13 protein-coding genes and 1 tRNA gene are annotated in these 14,103 nt (G+C 42.6%); 6 read left to right on the top strand and 8 right to left on the bottom strand.

All coding sequences use genetic code 11. The annotated features are described in order from the left end of the window. Nucleotides 1-198: 198 nt before the first annotated feature. From EPX21_RS16065 to EPX21_RS16055, 3 genes are all read right to left on the bottom strand, one after another. Nucleotides 199-1,551 (bottom strand): TolC family protein, encoded by a 1,353-nt coding sequence (locus EPX21_RS16065; protein ID WP_134090718.1) that lies wholly within the window; start codon nt 1,549-1,551, stop codon nt 199-201. A 21-nt stretch (nt 1,552-1,572) separates the two neighbouring features. Further along, entirely contained in the window at nt 1,573-2,193 is a 621-nt protein-coding gene (locus EPX21_RS16060; RefSeq protein WP_166670787.1) for a TetR/AcrR family transcriptional regulator, read from the bottom strand. A gap of 127 nt (nt 2,194-2,320) precedes the next feature. Beyond that, on the bottom strand, nt 2,321-2,938 hold the full coding sequence (locus EPX21_RS16055) for a TetR/AcrR family transcriptional regulator (RefSeq protein ID WP_134090716.1): 618 nt from the start codon (nt 2,936-2,938) through the stop codon (nt 2,321-2,323). A 227-nt stretch (nt 2,939-3,165) separates the two neighbouring features. On the opposite strand from EPX21_RS16055, the gene murB reads away from it, so the two are divergent. Both murB and EPX21_RS16045 read left to right on the top strand, forming a co-directional pair. Beyond that, the gene (gene murB, locus EPX21_RS16050) at nt 3,166-4,185 is read left to right on the top strand and encodes a UDP-N-acetylmuramate dehydrogenase (RefSeq protein ID WP_134090715.1); all 1,020 of its coding nucleotides are present in this window, start codon (nt 3,166-3,168) and stop codon (nt 4,183-4,185) included. A gap of 174 nt (nt 4,186-4,359) precedes the next feature. Next, entirely contained in the window at nt 4,360-4,902 is a 543-nt protein-coding gene (locus tag EPX21_RS16045; protein ID WP_134090714.1) for an RNA polymerase sigma factor, read from the top strand. A 229-nt stretch (nt 4,903-5,131) separates the two neighbouring features. On the opposite strand, the gene EPX21_RS22760 is transcribed toward EPX21_RS16045, so the two are convergent. Beyond that, entirely contained in the window at nt 5,132-5,302 is a 171-nt protein-coding gene (locus EPX21_RS22760; RefSeq protein ID WP_166670786.1) for a hypothetical protein, read from the bottom strand. Between the two features lie 191 nt (nt 5,303-5,493). On the opposite strand from EPX21_RS22760, the gene EPX21_RS16040 reads away from it, so the two are divergent. Further along, a complete protein-coding gene (locus EPX21_RS16040; RefSeq protein WP_134090713.1) occupies nt 5,494-5,736 on the top strand; it encodes a cytochrome b5 domain-containing protein in 243 nt (80 codons plus the stop codon). 81 nt (nt 5,737-5,817) lie between these two features. Here the strand turns inward: EPX21_RS16040 and EPX21_RS16035 are convergent, their stop codons facing one another. Together EPX21_RS16035 and EPX21_RS16030 are read right to left on the bottom strand one after the other, a co-directional pair. Then, the gene (locus EPX21_RS16035; protein WP_134090712.1) at nt 5,818-6,732 is read right to left on the bottom strand and encodes a PfkB family carbohydrate kinase; all 915 of its coding nucleotides are present in this window, start codon (nt 6,730-6,732) and stop codon (nt 5,818-5,820) included. A 54-nt stretch (nt 6,733-6,786) separates the two neighbouring features. Beyond that, a tRNA-Asn gene (locus EPX21_RS16030) sits at nt 6,787-6,860 on the bottom strand. A gap of 441 nt (nt 6,861-7,301) precedes the next feature. On the opposite strand from EPX21_RS16030, the gene EPX21_RS16025 reads away from it, so the two are divergent. Then, nucleotides 7,302-8,597 (top strand): NAD(P)/FAD-dependent oxidoreductase, encoded by a 1,296-nt coding sequence (locus EPX21_RS16025; RefSeq protein WP_134090711.1) that lies wholly within the window; start codon nt 7,302-7,304, stop codon nt 8,595-8,597. Between the two features lie 70 nt (nt 8,598-8,667). On the opposite strand, the gene EPX21_RS16020 is transcribed toward EPX21_RS16025, so the two are convergent. Beyond that, nucleotides 8,668-10,134, bottom strand: coding sequence for a glycine--tRNA ligase (locus EPX21_RS16020; RefSeq protein ID WP_134090710.1), 1,467 nt, complete (start codon nt 10,132-10,134; stop codon nt 8,668-8,670). 445 nt (nt 10,135-10,579) lie between these two features. Between EPX21_RS16020 and EPX21_RS16015 the strand changes: the two genes are divergently transcribed. Both EPX21_RS16015 and EPX21_RS16010 read left to right on the top strand, forming a co-directional pair. Then, nucleotides 10,580-11,506: a glycerophosphodiester phosphodiesterase family protein gene (locus EPX21_RS16015; protein WP_134090709.1), complete on the top strand. Its 927-nt coding sequence runs from the start codon at nt 10,580-10,582 to the stop codon at nt 11,504-11,506. A gap of 150 nt (nt 11,507-11,656) precedes the next feature. After that, nucleotides 11,657-12,247 carry a hypothetical protein gene (locus EPX21_RS16010; RefSeq protein ID WP_134090708.1) on the top strand — a complete coding sequence of 197 codons (591 nt, stop codon included), beginning with the start codon at nt 11,657-11,659 and terminating at the stop codon, nt 12,245-12,247. A gap of 121 nt (nt 12,248-12,368) precedes the next feature. Here the strand turns inward: EPX21_RS16010 and EPX21_RS16005 are convergent, their stop codons facing one another. After that, on the bottom strand, nt 12,369-13,871 hold the full coding sequence (locus EPX21_RS16005; RefSeq protein WP_134090707.1) for a succinate CoA transferase: 1,503 nt from the start codon (nt 13,869-13,871) through the stop codon (nt 12,369-12,371). Between the last annotated feature and the right edge of the window lie 232 nt (nt 13,872-14,103).

Below are 14,103 nucleotides of genomic sequence, written 5' to 3'. Positions count from 1 at the left end.
GGAGCTTTTTATCCAAAGATATATTTCACGATCTATTCTCATTTCTTGTATTTATCCTTCAGAGTTCAAACTAACGATATACTGTATATATTTTTATTTTGCTTGCCAAATGGAAGGTTGCAGCGCTATTTGGAAAAATGTAGCGGTTTCGGCTTCATTTGGTGTCGGGTCTGTAATATAAATTAATCCGTTTGTACGTTATTCAGTAAGTAAGGACTTGATGTTGCCGTTCGACTTAATCAGTTCGATCTGTGCGACCTTATAATTGAGGAGCGCCTCATTGTAACTGTTTTGTGCGGATACAAGATCTGTTTCGGCTGTTAATAAATCAGTTAAGCTGGCTAAACCGTTTCGATAATTGTTCTGCGTGCTGTAGAACACTTCCTCCGCGAGTTTTTTGTTCTCTTTCTGCGTTTGAATAGTAGTTAAACTGTTCTTCAGCTGGTTGTTTGCATTTTCATAGGCCATTTTTAGGGAGTTAGAGGTATTTCGAATATCCTGATAGTTTTGCTGTATCGCAACGTCGGCCTGCCTAACCCTGGAGCGTTTTGCAAAGCCGTCAAAAAGAGGCACTTTTAACGTCAGTGTGATTGCAGACATATCGAAGTTTAATGCTTTGGATGAATAGAGGTCGAACCGATTACTTTGCGTATTGTAGATATAATTTGCGCCGAGGGACAGACTTGGGTAGTATTCGGCTATTCTTGCTTTTTTCTGGTAATTTAACAAGGACTCCTGACTTTTTAAGACTTTGTATTGAGCCATTCTCTCCAAATTAAACGTATTGCCGTCCACAGCAAAAGTTTCCTGTTGTAAAGCCAGCAGTTCGCTTTGCGGAATCTCAATACGTTGATCAATCGGCATGCCCATATAGTATTTTAGGAGGTTGTTTTGCTGCGTAATAGCCGTCAATAGATCTTGTTTCTGTGCTTCCAGATTACTTAGATTTACTTTCACGCGATCTAAGTCTATTTTTTTAGCCAAACCAAGGTCATATTGACTGGAAGTCATGGTGAGCAGTTTTTGGGTACGTGCTATATTGGCTTCAATCACCTGCATCTTTTCCCGGTTGATAATCACCTGGTAATATGCAGAGGCTACTTGTTGCAGTAGGTTTTCCTCGCTTACTTCTGCTGCAAGCCTGTAATATTCCTCAGAACTTTTAGCTGCTTTCAGGCCCGTAAAGACCGATTGATTGAAAAGCTCTTGGTTGAGTTGAACCTGCGTAATACCCGTCCAATATTGGCCTGCCGCAATCGCAACGAATTCGCCGGGTTGACCGCCCATGAATTCCGCTGGAAGGACAAATTGCGGTAAGATCAAGTTTCTTGTGATACCGCTGCTTAAATCAACCTGAGGGAGTGCGCCTGCCCTTACTTCTGCAACTTGATGCCGACCGTTCACGATGTCAAGTCGTGCTTTCTCGAGCACTTCGCTGTTCTTGATCGCATAGTTCAGCGCTTGCTTGAGCGTCAAGGAGTCCTGGGCTTTCAAGGTTAGGGAAGAGATTAATATAAATGCGAAAAGCAATAAGGCTTTTTTAGATTTCATATATAGGGTGTATTATATTTCTCAATTTGTTAAGATGCTATGTCGCAGTCCGTTTGTAAAGATAGCCGAAGCGAGTTTTTGCTTTTCAAATATTTCGCTGAAAATTGAAATTTCCGGAATGTCACGGTTCGACACCTTCGCTATACACACCATAGAGATACCTTTTAAAATGGTGAAATAGATTTGAGACGTTTTTTCAACTTCAAATGTTACAAGCTGGGCCGTTTGAATCGCTTTCTTAAAAGCTCGACTAATCGCTTCCAATTCCCTTGATTCGGCATAGCGGCCCAAGGAGTTTAGCTCCTCGAGATTTAAGCTGCTATCGGGGTAGCCCATGGTAACATGCAGTAGGTAATGTCTTTCGAAGAAGTCTTTTTTGATTTTTAGAAATCCAATTAACGTATCCATGATGCTGCCCGATTCTTCAATAATGCGTTGATAGGCAGACATTCCTTCTTCAATCAAATATTTGATGACAGCTACCACCAGCGCTGATTTGTCTGGAAAGTAGTAATAAAGGTTAGCTTTAGACACGGAGATATCCTCCGCGATTTCATTCATTGTGGTTTTGTTAATACCAAAATGAGAGAATCGTTTTAAAGCGGCCTCAATAATATGTTGCTTTTTTACTTCTACGTCCACGTTGACTTCTTTACTAATTTACTTTTAAACTATTTGACTTTTTGTATAATTTGGTCAAAAATAAAGCGTAGAAATGATCGAATCAATAAATACAGGTTAAAAAAAATAAAATGACTTTTTTGTGACTTTAGTGCTGCTTTTGGAAACGTAGACCGTTTAGGAAGATGATCGCGAGTTTTTTCTGCATTTTTGAGATTTCATCGAACTCCTCTTTTGTAGGAATAAACATTACCTTTTTGTCTTTCAACACGCAGAAGCGCATGCCGATCATGGCATTTAGAAAGATTTCTGCTGCTTGGGTGGGATCTTCGGTAAGGATTTCTCCTCTTTCATTTGCTTTTTTAAAAATGTCCGCCAGGATTTTAATTTCCAAGTCGCTCACCAATTGGATGACCCGCGCCAGTTCGTCGGGCATTTCGTTCAATGAGTTGAGCCCCTGATCAAAGAGGTTGTAATATTTCATAGTAAAAGCAAGCCGCATATCGATCAGGTGAAGTACAGCCTCTTCACTGTTGTCCATATCCTGCAGACCTTGCTTGATCTTCGAAAACATTTTTTTTGCGATATGCTCTAATACGGCAGCGTATAAACTTATTTTGTCAGGAAAGTAATAATAAAGGAGCGCTTTGGAGAGCGATAAATCTTTTGCTATTTCCGTCATGGTCGTTTTAGCAATGCCGAAATGTGCAAAACGTTTGGTAGCTGTTTCTATAATAAGCGCCCGCTTCTTATCGTGGTTATCCATTCTTGTCGTGATTATTCTAGCATACTCCTGAATTTATTTCGCTTATATTTGAGCGATGCAAATATATATATATACGGCACTTCGCACAATGCACAATAATGCTGATCAGCAAGTATCATATAAATATACGCAAAAATTGAAAATTTGAAAGAAAAAGTCAATAAACTAAGTCCCCGTAGTGCGTTTGAACTGTTTCAAGCGTGCTTCATAGCGGACAAGAAATAATAATGGAGATATTAAGAGAGGTATCATTAAAGACGTATAACACCTTCGGCGTAGATGCGGTTGCCGAACAATTCGTGCACATAGAAAAGGAAGAAGATCTGGTACAATTGTTTCAGGCCGGACGATTTGAACAGAACAGCTTATTGTTTCTTGGCGGTGGGAGCAATATGTTGTTTGTGGGCGACTATGCTGGCTTGGTTGTCCGCATGGCGATAAAAGGGATTCAGCACAGATGGCGTGGAGACCTCATAGAAGTGCAAGCAGCGGGGGGAGAGGTGTGGCATGATTTGGTAACTTATTGCGTAGACAAAGGATTTGGAGGAATAGAGAACCTGAGCTTAATTCCAGGAACTGTCGGGGCGGCGCCTGTTCAAAATATCGGCGCCTACGGGGTGGAGCTACAGGATGTTTTCTATAACTGCCGCGCTTTTGAGTTGGAGACAGGTACGTTTAAGACCTTTTATAAAGAAGATTGTCGCTTCGGCTACCGAGACAGCATCTTCAAAGGAGAGTTAAAAGGAAAATATATCATCACGGAAATAAACCTTTTGTTATCGACGCAATCTAAACCCAATACAACATATGGTGCGATCAATGCGGAATTAGCGGCACGCGGAATTGTACAGCCAACCATAAAAGACGTATCAACGGTAGTGTCTGCCATCCGGCAGGGTAAGCTGCCGGATCCTTCTACGATTGGCAATGCGGGTTCCTTTTTTAAGAATCCTGTTGTGTCAGAGGACACTTTTAGGCGCTTAGTGTCTGATTTTGTAGACATTGTTTATTATCGCTTCGGAAACAACCAATATAAACTCGCGGCGGGCTGGTTGATCGAACAATGTGGATGGAAGGGAAAGGTAATGGGAAATGTCGGAACTTGGAAAAATCAAGCTTTAGTGCTTGTTAACCATGGAAAAGCCACTGGTTTAGAGATTTATGAGCTTTCCGAAAGGATTATTGAAAGTGTGAAAAACCGTTTCGGAATTCGCTTGGAGCGGGAAGTAAATGTCATCGGGTTTTAGGTAAAAATTAACTATTCATTAAAATTTATTTTGCTTCGAAACTTTGAGCTGTTTTTGGCGAGGTAGTTGTATTGATATAGTCGTTAAGGTATTATAAATAATTAAGCTATTTAAAATGCGATTGTATTAAACTCGGTAACAAGGAAAGCCTTGTTTCCACAAACCCTAAACAGTATGACAAAGCTAGAATTTAACACCATGGTAACCCAGCAATCAGACTCGTTGAAAATGTATGCCCTACACTTTACGCATGATGATGAGGATGCAAATGATTTGGTTCAGGATACTGTACTCAAGGCGATTACCTATTATGAGAAGTTTAAAGAAGGAACGAATTTGAAGGGTTGGCTGTACACTATTATGAAGAATACCTTCATTAACAACTACCGCCGATTTGTAAAAATTAGCAGTTTCGTGACGAAGTCCGATGAGATCTCTTCTGCTAATTTAGCCTATAGTGCTACTGGCAACAATGGAGAAAATAAGTTCGTAATGGACGATATCAAGCATGCGATGACGAACTTATCGGACGATTATTATGTGCCGTTTACTATGTATTTTGAGGGGTATAAATATCACGAAATTGCTGATCACCTCGACATTCCTATAGGTACGGTCAAAACCAGGATACATGTGGCTCGCAAAGCACTTAAGAAGTCTCTAAAGCCTTATCAATCAAGGGAGAGATCGCATGCTTACGCGGCGGCAATGGTTTAAGAAAGGTTATTTAGTTGATTATATTCAAAGAGGTCGATCCAGGGGATCTTCCTCTTTTTTTTACAGTGTTTCTTTATAGTTAAAATCAGGTGGCTTCTTTGGCTGCTCAATTGTTTTAGCTTGGTTGTCTTTGTTAGTTGTCAGTTGTTAGTTGCCAGTTGTTAGTTGCCAGTTGCCAGTTACGCTGGCTCGCTCAGTGGCTTATAGCCTATAGCGTACAGCTTAAAACTTACAACTCATTTCCACTTGCCGCGCCCATTGGAGCAAGGTGCTTGGCTGGCTCACTCCCTTGCAATTCGTTGCCGGCTGTCCGGACGCAAAAGAAGCCACTCTTTGGCGGTTGCCCTTGCTTCGTTTCTCTTTTGCTGATTCCTCGCAGGCTTCGCCGGAAATACCTCATGGAACAGCCCGGCTGCCGATTGCAGCGTCCGCAAGCCTAGGCCCTTTTTGTTCTTCGGAACGGTTTTGCTTTATGAACAGTGCTTACTGCCTACGGCTTAGAGCCTAAAGCTTAATGCTTACAGCCTATAGCGTAAAGCTTAGAACTTAAAACCAGCTATAATATGTATTTTTGATTTTTGAACTAGTTATATGCATATCACTTATAGCAAGGCACAACTTGCAAGACGTAACGGACAAGATCGGGATGAAATCTGGATTGCTTTTCAAGGCAAGATATATGACGTAACCGATAGTCGTCTATGGCGAAACGGCATGCATTATGAACATTGGGCCGGACAAGATCTGACCGATGAGCTAGCCGACGCACCGCATACATGGGAGGTTTTTAAGCGTTTTGAGGTGGTCGGGATGTTAGAGACGGAGGCTGGATGAGGTATATACGGATAAAGGGAAGGAGCGATGTGCTTTAAGCATGCTGCTCACTTCCCTTGAATATGGAAAGGCTTTAAAAGCCTAAATAACAAAAGACGTCAAGGTGCTGAAGATTTCAGTCCGCTCCTTGATTTGCTGAACGGTCAGTTCCTCAATACGTTCCGTTCCGAATTTCTCTACACAAAAAGAAGCTAAAGCCGATCCATAGATGACGGCGCTCTTCATGTTTTCAAAATTGACGGTTCCTTTATTCGCTAAGTATCCTATAAAACCGCCGGCAAACGTGTCGCCAGCACCAGTAGGATCAAACACTTCGGCCAAGGGGAGGGCCGGGGCCACAAATATTTTACCTTCTCCAAATAATAAGGCGCCATGTTCCCCTTTCTTTATAATGAGGTATTTCGGCCCCATGTTTAAGATGGCTTCCGCGGCTTTAACGAGTGAATATTCACCGGAAAGCTGACGTGCCTCTTCATCATTAATCGTTAGTACATCAACCTGCTTAAGTACCTCTTTTAGGCGATCGAGCGCGACATCCATCCAAAAGTTCATGGTATCCATTACCACCAACTTTGGCCTTTGCTTTAATCGTTGAAGAGCGGTTAGCTGCACTTGCGGACTTAAGTTGCCGAGTAAGATATAAGTAGCATCTTGATAGCTTTCGGGGATAACCGGATCAAAATCGCCGAGGACATTCAGTTCCGTAACAAGCGTATCCCGCGTGTTCATGTCATTGTGGTATTTACCCGACCAAAAGAACGATTTCTCGCCTGCCTTCACCTGAATTCCTGAGATGTCGATATTTTTTCTTGTGAATTTCGACAGGTTGTCTTCACCAAAGTCTTCGCCAACAACACCAACTATTTTTACGGCATCGTATACATAAGATGCAGCGATGGCAGCATAGCTGGCCGCGCCCCCCACTATTTTATCGGTTTTTCCAAAAGGCGTTTCCAAAGCATCGAAAGCCACAGATCCGAGGATAATTAAGCTCATATTGTTGTTTGTCACGTGTATAAATAAAAAAACCCCGTATATTTACGGGGTTTGCTCCTGAAGCTGGGCTCGAACCAGCGACCCTCTGATTAACAGTCAGATGCTCTAACCAGCTGAGCTATTCAGGAGTGCTTTCTGGCTATTGCCGCTCACATAAGTTGTTCCTTTTTGTGAACTGCGATGCAAATATAGGGTAATGTTTTAAATTGTCAAACGATTTTTTTGCTTTTTCTTTGCATTATGACCTTCAATAAGAGTATAGGGCTCATTTTCAGCAAGAAAAAATAAAAGGATACGCGGGGTCGGATGAACGGATGCTGCTGTGCTGAATGCCGGTTCGCACGAAACAATACAAAAAGCTGTTTGTTAGCTTTAGAATAGTGGACTTAGCTGCTGAGACATCGGTGGGATAGGCTTTTATTTTCTTAGTGTTTGGTGTACACTATTGTTGAATTTAATCCTATATTTGTCCATGTGCTTGACGACAAAAAGGTAGATAATGTTGCGTAGCATCTTAAAAATTGTCACTTTTGCGCATCGTTTAAGAATCGGCATTTAAAATTATTATTATGAATATTGTAATCGTTGGCGGTGGTTTTGCTGGGATGAATTTGGCCAAGCAATTGTCAAAGGACAGCAGCCTGAACATTACATTGATAGACAAAAATAACTATCACTTCTTTCCTCCTCTTATTTATCAGGTGGCAACTGCGTTTATTGAGACGTCTATTATTACGTATCCTTTTCGTAAGATGTTCAGTAAAGCGCGGAATTTCAGGTTTCATTATGGGGGACTGGAATACATCGATACGCAGAACCGTGTGGTAACAACCACCTCAGGAAAGGTTTCTTATGACTACCTTGTACTGGCCATGGGAACGGAAACCAACTATTTTGGAATGGCCAATGTTGAGAAGCATGCCGTGCCGATGAAGACGATCGATGATGCTATCAACCTCCGTAATCACATCTTGCGAAACGGTGAACGTGCCGCGCAGGAACACAACGATGCAGAGCGTGAAAAATTTTCGACGATTGTCATTTCAGGAGGGGGGCCTACAGGCGTGGAGCTAGCCGGTATGTTGGCCTATATGAACAAAAAAATTCTAGCAAAAGAATATCCGGAATTTTCTCCTAAGGGCAAAATGCGCATCGTCCTTGTTGATATGGCGCCTACCTTACTGGGGCCGATGAGTAAAAAGTCGCAACAGGAAGCGTTGGACGTGTTGACCGATATGGGAGTAGAGGTCAAATTAAATACAGGCGTGAAGGATTATGTAGATGGTAAAGTGCTTTTTGCTGATGGAACGAGCATTGCAACCGATACCTTGATCTGGTCGTCCGGCGTAATTGCGAAAGAAGCCCCCGGTTTGCCTAAAGAAGCCGTCGGACGCGGCAGAAGAATTTTGGTGGATGAATATAACAGGGTAAAAGGCTTCGATAATGTGTTTGCCATTGGCGACCTTTGTTTACAAACGACGGATAGCGCCTTCCCTAATGGTCATCCACAATTGGCACAGGTAGCTATCCAGCAAGGAAAATTATTAGCCGAGAATTTGGTTAACATAATCGAAAAGAGACCGTTAAAAGCCTTTAAATATAATGATAAGGGTAGCATGGCTATTATTACCAAGAATAAAGCCGTAGTGGATTTGCCAAAATTTACATTTACAGGATGGTTCGCGTGGTTGACCTGGCTTTTTATCCATATCATACCAATTGCGGGCTTCCGTAATAAGATAAAATTAGTAACCGGTTGGTTCTGGTCGTTCCTGACAAACAACCCAAGCTTACGGTTAATTATCAGGCCTATTGATCAACACAAACGGACTGAAGATGCCATGGTGGAAGAAGTGAAAAAATAAAATACATTGCTAAAAAAAGAGCGGCCCTTTTCATTTGAAAGGGCCGCTCTTTTTTATTAGGGCTGGATTTTTACAATAAACTTTGCAATAGGGGCTTCCATCCTACAATATTTTCCAAGATCCGTTCAAGATCTGTGATTGCTACACGTTCTTGCTCCATGCTATCGCGATGTCTGATGGTAACGGTATCGTCTGTTAAACTTTGGTGGTCTACCGTTATACAGATAGGGGTGCCGATGGCGTCTTGTCGACGGTAGCGTTTACCAATGGCATCTTTCTCTTCATATATAATATTGTAGTCGATTTTCAGTAAATCCATTACCTGCCTCGCCTTTTCCGGTAGGCCGTCTTTTTTCGTCAACGGAAAAACGGCTGCCTTAATAGGAGCCAAGGCCGGATGAAGGTGTAATACGGATCGGGAATCTTGTTTTTCGGCTGTGCTCAGGTCTTCCTCTTCATAAGCATTACATAAGGTGGTTAAGAACATGCGATCCAGTCCGATGGAGGTTTCAATCACATAAGGGATGTAGTTCTGGTTGATTTCCGGATCGAAGTATTGCATTTTCTTTCCCGAGAACTGTTGATGCTGACTTAAATCGAAATCCGTACGCGAATGGATTCCTTCTACTTCCTTAAAGCCAAAGGGGAAGTCGTACTCGATGTCAACGGCGGCATTGGCATAATGCGCTAGTTTTACGTGGTCATGATAACGATATTTAGCGGCGTTTGGTTTCAAGGCCAAATGCCATTTTAAGCGCGTCTCTTTCCACTTTTGATACCATTCGAGTTCCGTGCCGGGCCTTACAAAGAATTGCATCTCCATTTGTTCAAATTCACGCATCCGCATGATGAACTGGCGGGCAATAACTTCATTACGAAACGCTTTGCCAATTTGTGCGATACCAAAAGGAATTTTCATTCTACCGGTTTTCTGGACATTTAAAAAGTTGACGAAGATGCCCTGTGCGGTTTCCGGACGCAGGTAAACCTCTTCAGAACCGTCAGCCATGGCGCCCATCTGCGTGCTGAACATCAGGTTAAATTGCCTAACTTCCGTCCAGTTTTTCGTTCCGGAAATAGGGCAAGCTATCTCGTGCTCTTCAATGATGGATTTTAAACGGCCTAAGTCGTCCTCATTTAAAGCAGCATCCAGGTCAGACTGCAGTTTAGCCGCTTTATCGGTTTTTCCATCCTTTTCATACCGCGCGATTTTATCTTCAATCAGCTGATCTGCCCGGTAGCGCTTTTTTGAATCCTTGTTATCAATCATCGGATCATTAAAACCATCTACGTGGCCAGAAGCCTTCCATATTTTTGGGTGCATGAAAATAGCGGAATCGATGCCTACGATATTCTCATTCAACTGAACCATGGCCTTCCACCAATAGGTTTTAATATTATTCTTTAATTCAGCACCTAATTGGCCGTAGTCATAAACAGCGCTCAAACCATCGTAAATTTCGCTGGATGGGAATACAAACCCATATTCCTTGGCGTGCGATATAACATGCTTAAAAAGTTCGTCGTTAGTCTTCATTCTTAACCTTTCTGTATAAGTATAGGAAACGAGTTGCTGCTAAGAGCATCGGCTTCCTTTGAAATAAATGTAAATGTGTTTTTAACAGGTTGAGCTATTGTGTTATTGTCATTTTCCATAGCATAGGCAAACCTATACAAAATTCTTTTATTTTTCGCTATAAAATGAATTCCGAGTGAGGATTACCTTTTTCATCTCCTTTCTTCTTGATAAGAAAGGAGCAAAGAACCGAAGAGTGAACGATAAGTTCATGAGCACCTTTGAAATAAATTGAAGTGAATAGCATGCCTTTTAAACCAACCAGTGATGAAAAAAAGAAGGTTTGATAAAAATTTTCTTGAGAAATGGCATTGGCATTATAAGAAAAGAATCATGAAGTGTTGTTTTACAGCGTGTTTGTCAATAGCTTTGTAGCTCCAAACAGGTCATTAGCATACTACTTTTCATGAAGCGGTTTTATTTAAGTTTAATATGGTTATTCGGAGTCGGGATAAGCGCTTGTTCACTGACAGAGGCAAACAGTAGCAACTATAGCGAGCCTTCTAAAATAGCACTTTCTTCGGTTGAGGATTTATATAAATTTCTGACCTATAGCGAGCAGCGTGTGCCACTTATTAGCGCGCACCGCGGAGGGCCGGAACCCGGCTATCCGGAAAATGCCATCGAAACCTTTCAACATAGCGCCAACAAACAACCGCTCATTATTGAATGTGATATTGCGTTAAGCAAAGACTCCGTGCTGGTGATGATGCACGATGATAAACTAGACCGGACAACCACTGGTCAAGGTCTGCTGCAGGACTATACTTTCGACGAATTAAGGAAATTAAAGCTGAAAGACAATGAGGGGGCCATTACCTCGTATAAAATACCGACGCTCGACGAGGTGTTAGTATGGGGGCGGGGTAAAGTCATCTTTACTTTGGATATAAAGCGTGGGGTGCCCTTGGATCTGGTGATCAATGCAGTGAAGCGGCACAATGCAGCCGCCTATTCGGTAATTATCACCTATAGCGCTACCCAGGCGAGGGAAGTGCACCAGCTCGCTCCCGATCTGATGATATCGGTAGGTATAAAGAAGGTTGATGATCTGTTACGACTTAACGATTACGGAATACCCGACAATAGGTTGGTCGCATTTGTGGGGGTCAGCGAACCTGATAAGTTCTTATATAAAAGGCTGCATGAGCATGGCATCATGTGCATATTAGGCACCATGGGAAACTTAGACAAGCGTGCAGAAACCCGTGGAGATGCACTTTATTATGAACTAATTGAGCGGGGCGCGGATATTTTATCGACGGACCGACATAATGAAGCGGGTATTCAGTTGGCAAAATATCGTAAAGATCACCAGATTCGCGCTTATTAATACCGAAATTTTCTGCTCTATTTCTTTTGATGTTTCCGATACGCGTGGTCGCGTTTTTTCGGCGCTTCGTTTTCAAAAAACATTACGGCACCTTGTCTGTTAATTATTTAACAACAATTAACAGATTAGATAAATTAACAATTGAAAACTATGAAGCGTGTATTTTTATTCTCTGCATTGGTACTAGGAAGTTTCCTGGGGCTAAAAGCCCAAAACGTGGACGTTAATAAGCCACAAATGTCAGAAGATGTAGGATTAGAGCCCATCAGACAGGGAAATTGGATGGTAGGCGGAAGTTTAGGGTCCATGGGATATAGTTTTGAAGGCAAATCCTTCAATATAAATATTAATCCAAGGGCCGGTTATTTTGTGTCAGACGGTATTGTCGTCGGTTTATCACTGCAAGGAGGGTTCCAATCCTTCGAAGGAGATACACCCAATGAATGGCGATATGGTGTTGCGCCGTTCGTGCGTTACTTTTTCCCTGAAGGATCCTCTGCTACTGGGCGTTTCTTTGGACAAGGGGATATAGGAATTGCAGGAGCAAGAGGGGGTAGCGATGTCGACTTCGCTGCCGGAGTGGGCTTAGGTTATGCGCATTTTATCACCCGAAGCGTGGCTTTGGAAGCCGTTGTAGGTTACAATTATACCAAGGCTGGAACGGCAAATGCGACCTCACAAAACGGTCTGGGTTTTAATCTGGGTTTCCAGATTTACCTTCCCGGGCAAGGAAACCGATAAAATAAAAGCAAAAAGAGAGACTGTCTCCTATGTTTGTAACATTGCAAATGTAGGAGACAGTTTTTTTGTTTTATAGATTTTTCGACTTCGCTCGAAATGCCAACAATGCGATGCGTTTTATCTATTTATTAAGGGCCTTCATCGAACCCGTCTCTTTGAGGCGTTTATGCCATAAAAAGGCTTCATCCAAGAGATGAGGCGTTTGGCCGCCGACTTCGGCTACCGCGCGATCAAAATAAGACTGAAGCTCTTCTTTATAATCCGGATGCACGCAATTATTAATAATCTTAAGCGCTCTTTCTCTTGGCGCAAGCCCACGTAGATCGGCGTAGCCTATATCCGTTACCACCACATCCACATTGTGCTCGTTATGGTCTACATGTGTAACCATGGGTAATACATGCGAGATGTTGTTTTCTTTAGAGGCCGCTTGCGTAACAAATATACTTATATGTGCATTGCGGGCGAAGTCGCCCGACCCGCCGATACCATTCATCATTTGGGTGCCGGATATATGCGACGAGTTCACATTGCCATAAATGTCAAATTCGATGGCGGTATTGATGCCAATAATTCCTAAGCGACGAATGACTTCCGGCGCGTTGCTGATGCTTTGCGGACGTAATACGATCTTGTCCTTGTATTTTTCCAGGTTGTCAAAAACCCGTTCATAGCAAGCTGCTGACACGGTGATTGATGCGGCAGAAGCAAAAGTAAGCTTACCGGCATCGATCAACTCGAAGGCGCTATCTTGTAAAACCTCGGAAAACATCGTGAGCCCTTCAAAGTCACTTTCTGCGAGCCCGGTGAGCACGGCATTCGCCACTTTGCCGATACCTGCCTGAAGGGGGCGTAAAGATTTCGTCAGGCGCCCTGCACGGACCTCATCGGTAAAGAAGTCGATCAAATGCCCCGCTATCGCGGAAGTTTTGTCGTCAATTTCCGTGATATCTGCCGGACTATCCTGTTGGTGACTTAAAACGATCGCTGCTATCTTATCCGGATCGATGGGAATAACCGGAGAACCGATTCGATCATTTGGTTGAAGGATTTCAATGGGCTTACGGTTTGGATAGGCTTCCGGCAAGTACACATCGTGTAAGCCGTATACATCCGGTTGTACCGCCATATTAATCTCTATAATCACCTTTTTAGCTTTATCCACAAAAATCGGTGAGTTACCTACCGAGGTGGTGGGGACGATTCCGCCATCCGCAGTGATGAAAGCCGCTTCAATGATCGCTATGTCAATTTCCGGCAGGTGGCGGTCTAACAGCATCTCACTCGTTTCGCTCAGGTTCTGGTCGACAAACAACACCTCGCCCTTATTGATGGCCTCCCGTAACACTTTATCCACTTGAAAAGGCATGCGTTTAGCCAATACGCCTGCCTCGGTTAGCTTCGCATCGGTGTCATGCCCCAAAGAGGCACCGGTAATTAAGGTGATTTTAATGGGATGGGAAGTGTTGTTGGCTGCCAGGGCAGGGAGGATGACTTTGCTATCGCCGGCTTTGGTAAAACCGCTGGATGCGACCACCATGCCGTCTTTAAATAAGTCCAACACTTCTGTTACGTCCTTGATCTTATCCGTTAGTGAAGAAAGTTTTATCCGATCTGTATACATAGGCTAATTCGATTTATAAGCAATAAAGTTAGCAGCTTCTATTTAAATTCTTACAATTATACTATTTTTATATACCGCATGTTTATTTTTTGTGGACAGATATTTATTGATGGGAGCCAAAAACGGAACAAATGTCTTTTTTAATTTTAAATTTCATATACTCTAATAAATTACAAGTTTCTAGGCCACTATTTTTTCGGAGCCGTTTACATTTTTGTTAATTTCTCTTGGG

It is taken from the genome of Olivibacter sp. XZL3, assembly GCF_004368405.1.
In the GTDB taxonomy this organism is placed as follows: Bacteria; Bacteroidota; Bacteroidia; order Sphingobacteriales; family Sphingobacteriaceae; genus Olivibacter.
Note: the sequence above shows the minus strand (reverse complement) of the source record. Positions and strands in the feature narration are given on the sequence as shown.

What these genes read in the sequence shown, in the direction of transcription:
- EPX21_RS22760 (WP_166670786.1), bottom strand. Translation starts at nt 5,302, where the DNA reads ATGAGGTATTTCCGGCGAAGCCTGCGAGGAATCAGCAAAAGAGAAACG.
- EPX21_RS16025 (WP_134090711.1), top strand. Translation starts at nt 7,302, where the DNA reads ATGAATATTGTAATCGTTGGCGGTGGTTTTGCTGGGATGAATTTGGCC.
- EPX21_RS16005 (WP_134090707.1), bottom strand. Translation starts at nt 13,871, where the DNA reads ATGTATACAGATCGGATAAAACTTTCTTCACTAACGGATAAGATCAAG.
- EPX21_RS16045 (WP_134090714.1), top strand. Translation starts at nt 4,360, where the DNA reads ATGACAAAGCTAGAATTTAACACCATGGTAACCCAGCAATCAGACTCG.
- EPX21_RS16020 (WP_134090710.1), bottom strand. Translation starts at nt 10,134, where the DNA reads ATGAAGACTAACGACGAACTTTTTAAGCATGTTATATCGCACGCCAAG.
- EPX21_RS16040 (WP_134090713.1), top strand. Translation starts at nt 5,494, where the DNA reads ATGCATATCACTTATAGCAAGGCACAACTTGCAAGACGTAACGGACAA.
- EPX21_RS16015 (WP_134090709.1), top strand. Translation starts at nt 10,580, where the DNA reads ATGAAGCGGTTTTATTTAAGTTTAATATGGTTATTCGGAGTCGGGATA.
- EPX21_RS16035 (WP_134090712.1), bottom strand. Translation starts at nt 6,732, where the DNA reads ATGAGCTTAATTATCCTCGGATCTGTGGCTTTCGATGCTTTGGAAACG.
- EPX21_RS16055 (WP_134090716.1), bottom strand. Translation starts at nt 2,938, where the DNA reads ATGGATAACCACGATAAGAAGCGGGCGCTTATTATAGAAACAGCTACC.
- murB (WP_134090715.1), top strand. Translation starts at nt 3,166, where the DNA reads ATGGAGATATTAAGAGAGGTATCATTAAAGACGTATAACACCTTCGGC.
- EPX21_RS16065 (WP_134090718.1), bottom strand. Translation starts at nt 1,551, where the DNA reads ATGAAATCTAAAAAAGCCTTATTGCTTTTCGCATTTATATTAATCTCT.
- EPX21_RS16010 (WP_134090708.1), top strand. Translation starts at nt 11,657, where the DNA reads ATGAAGCGTGTATTTTTATTCTCTGCATTGGTACTAGGAAGTTTCCTG.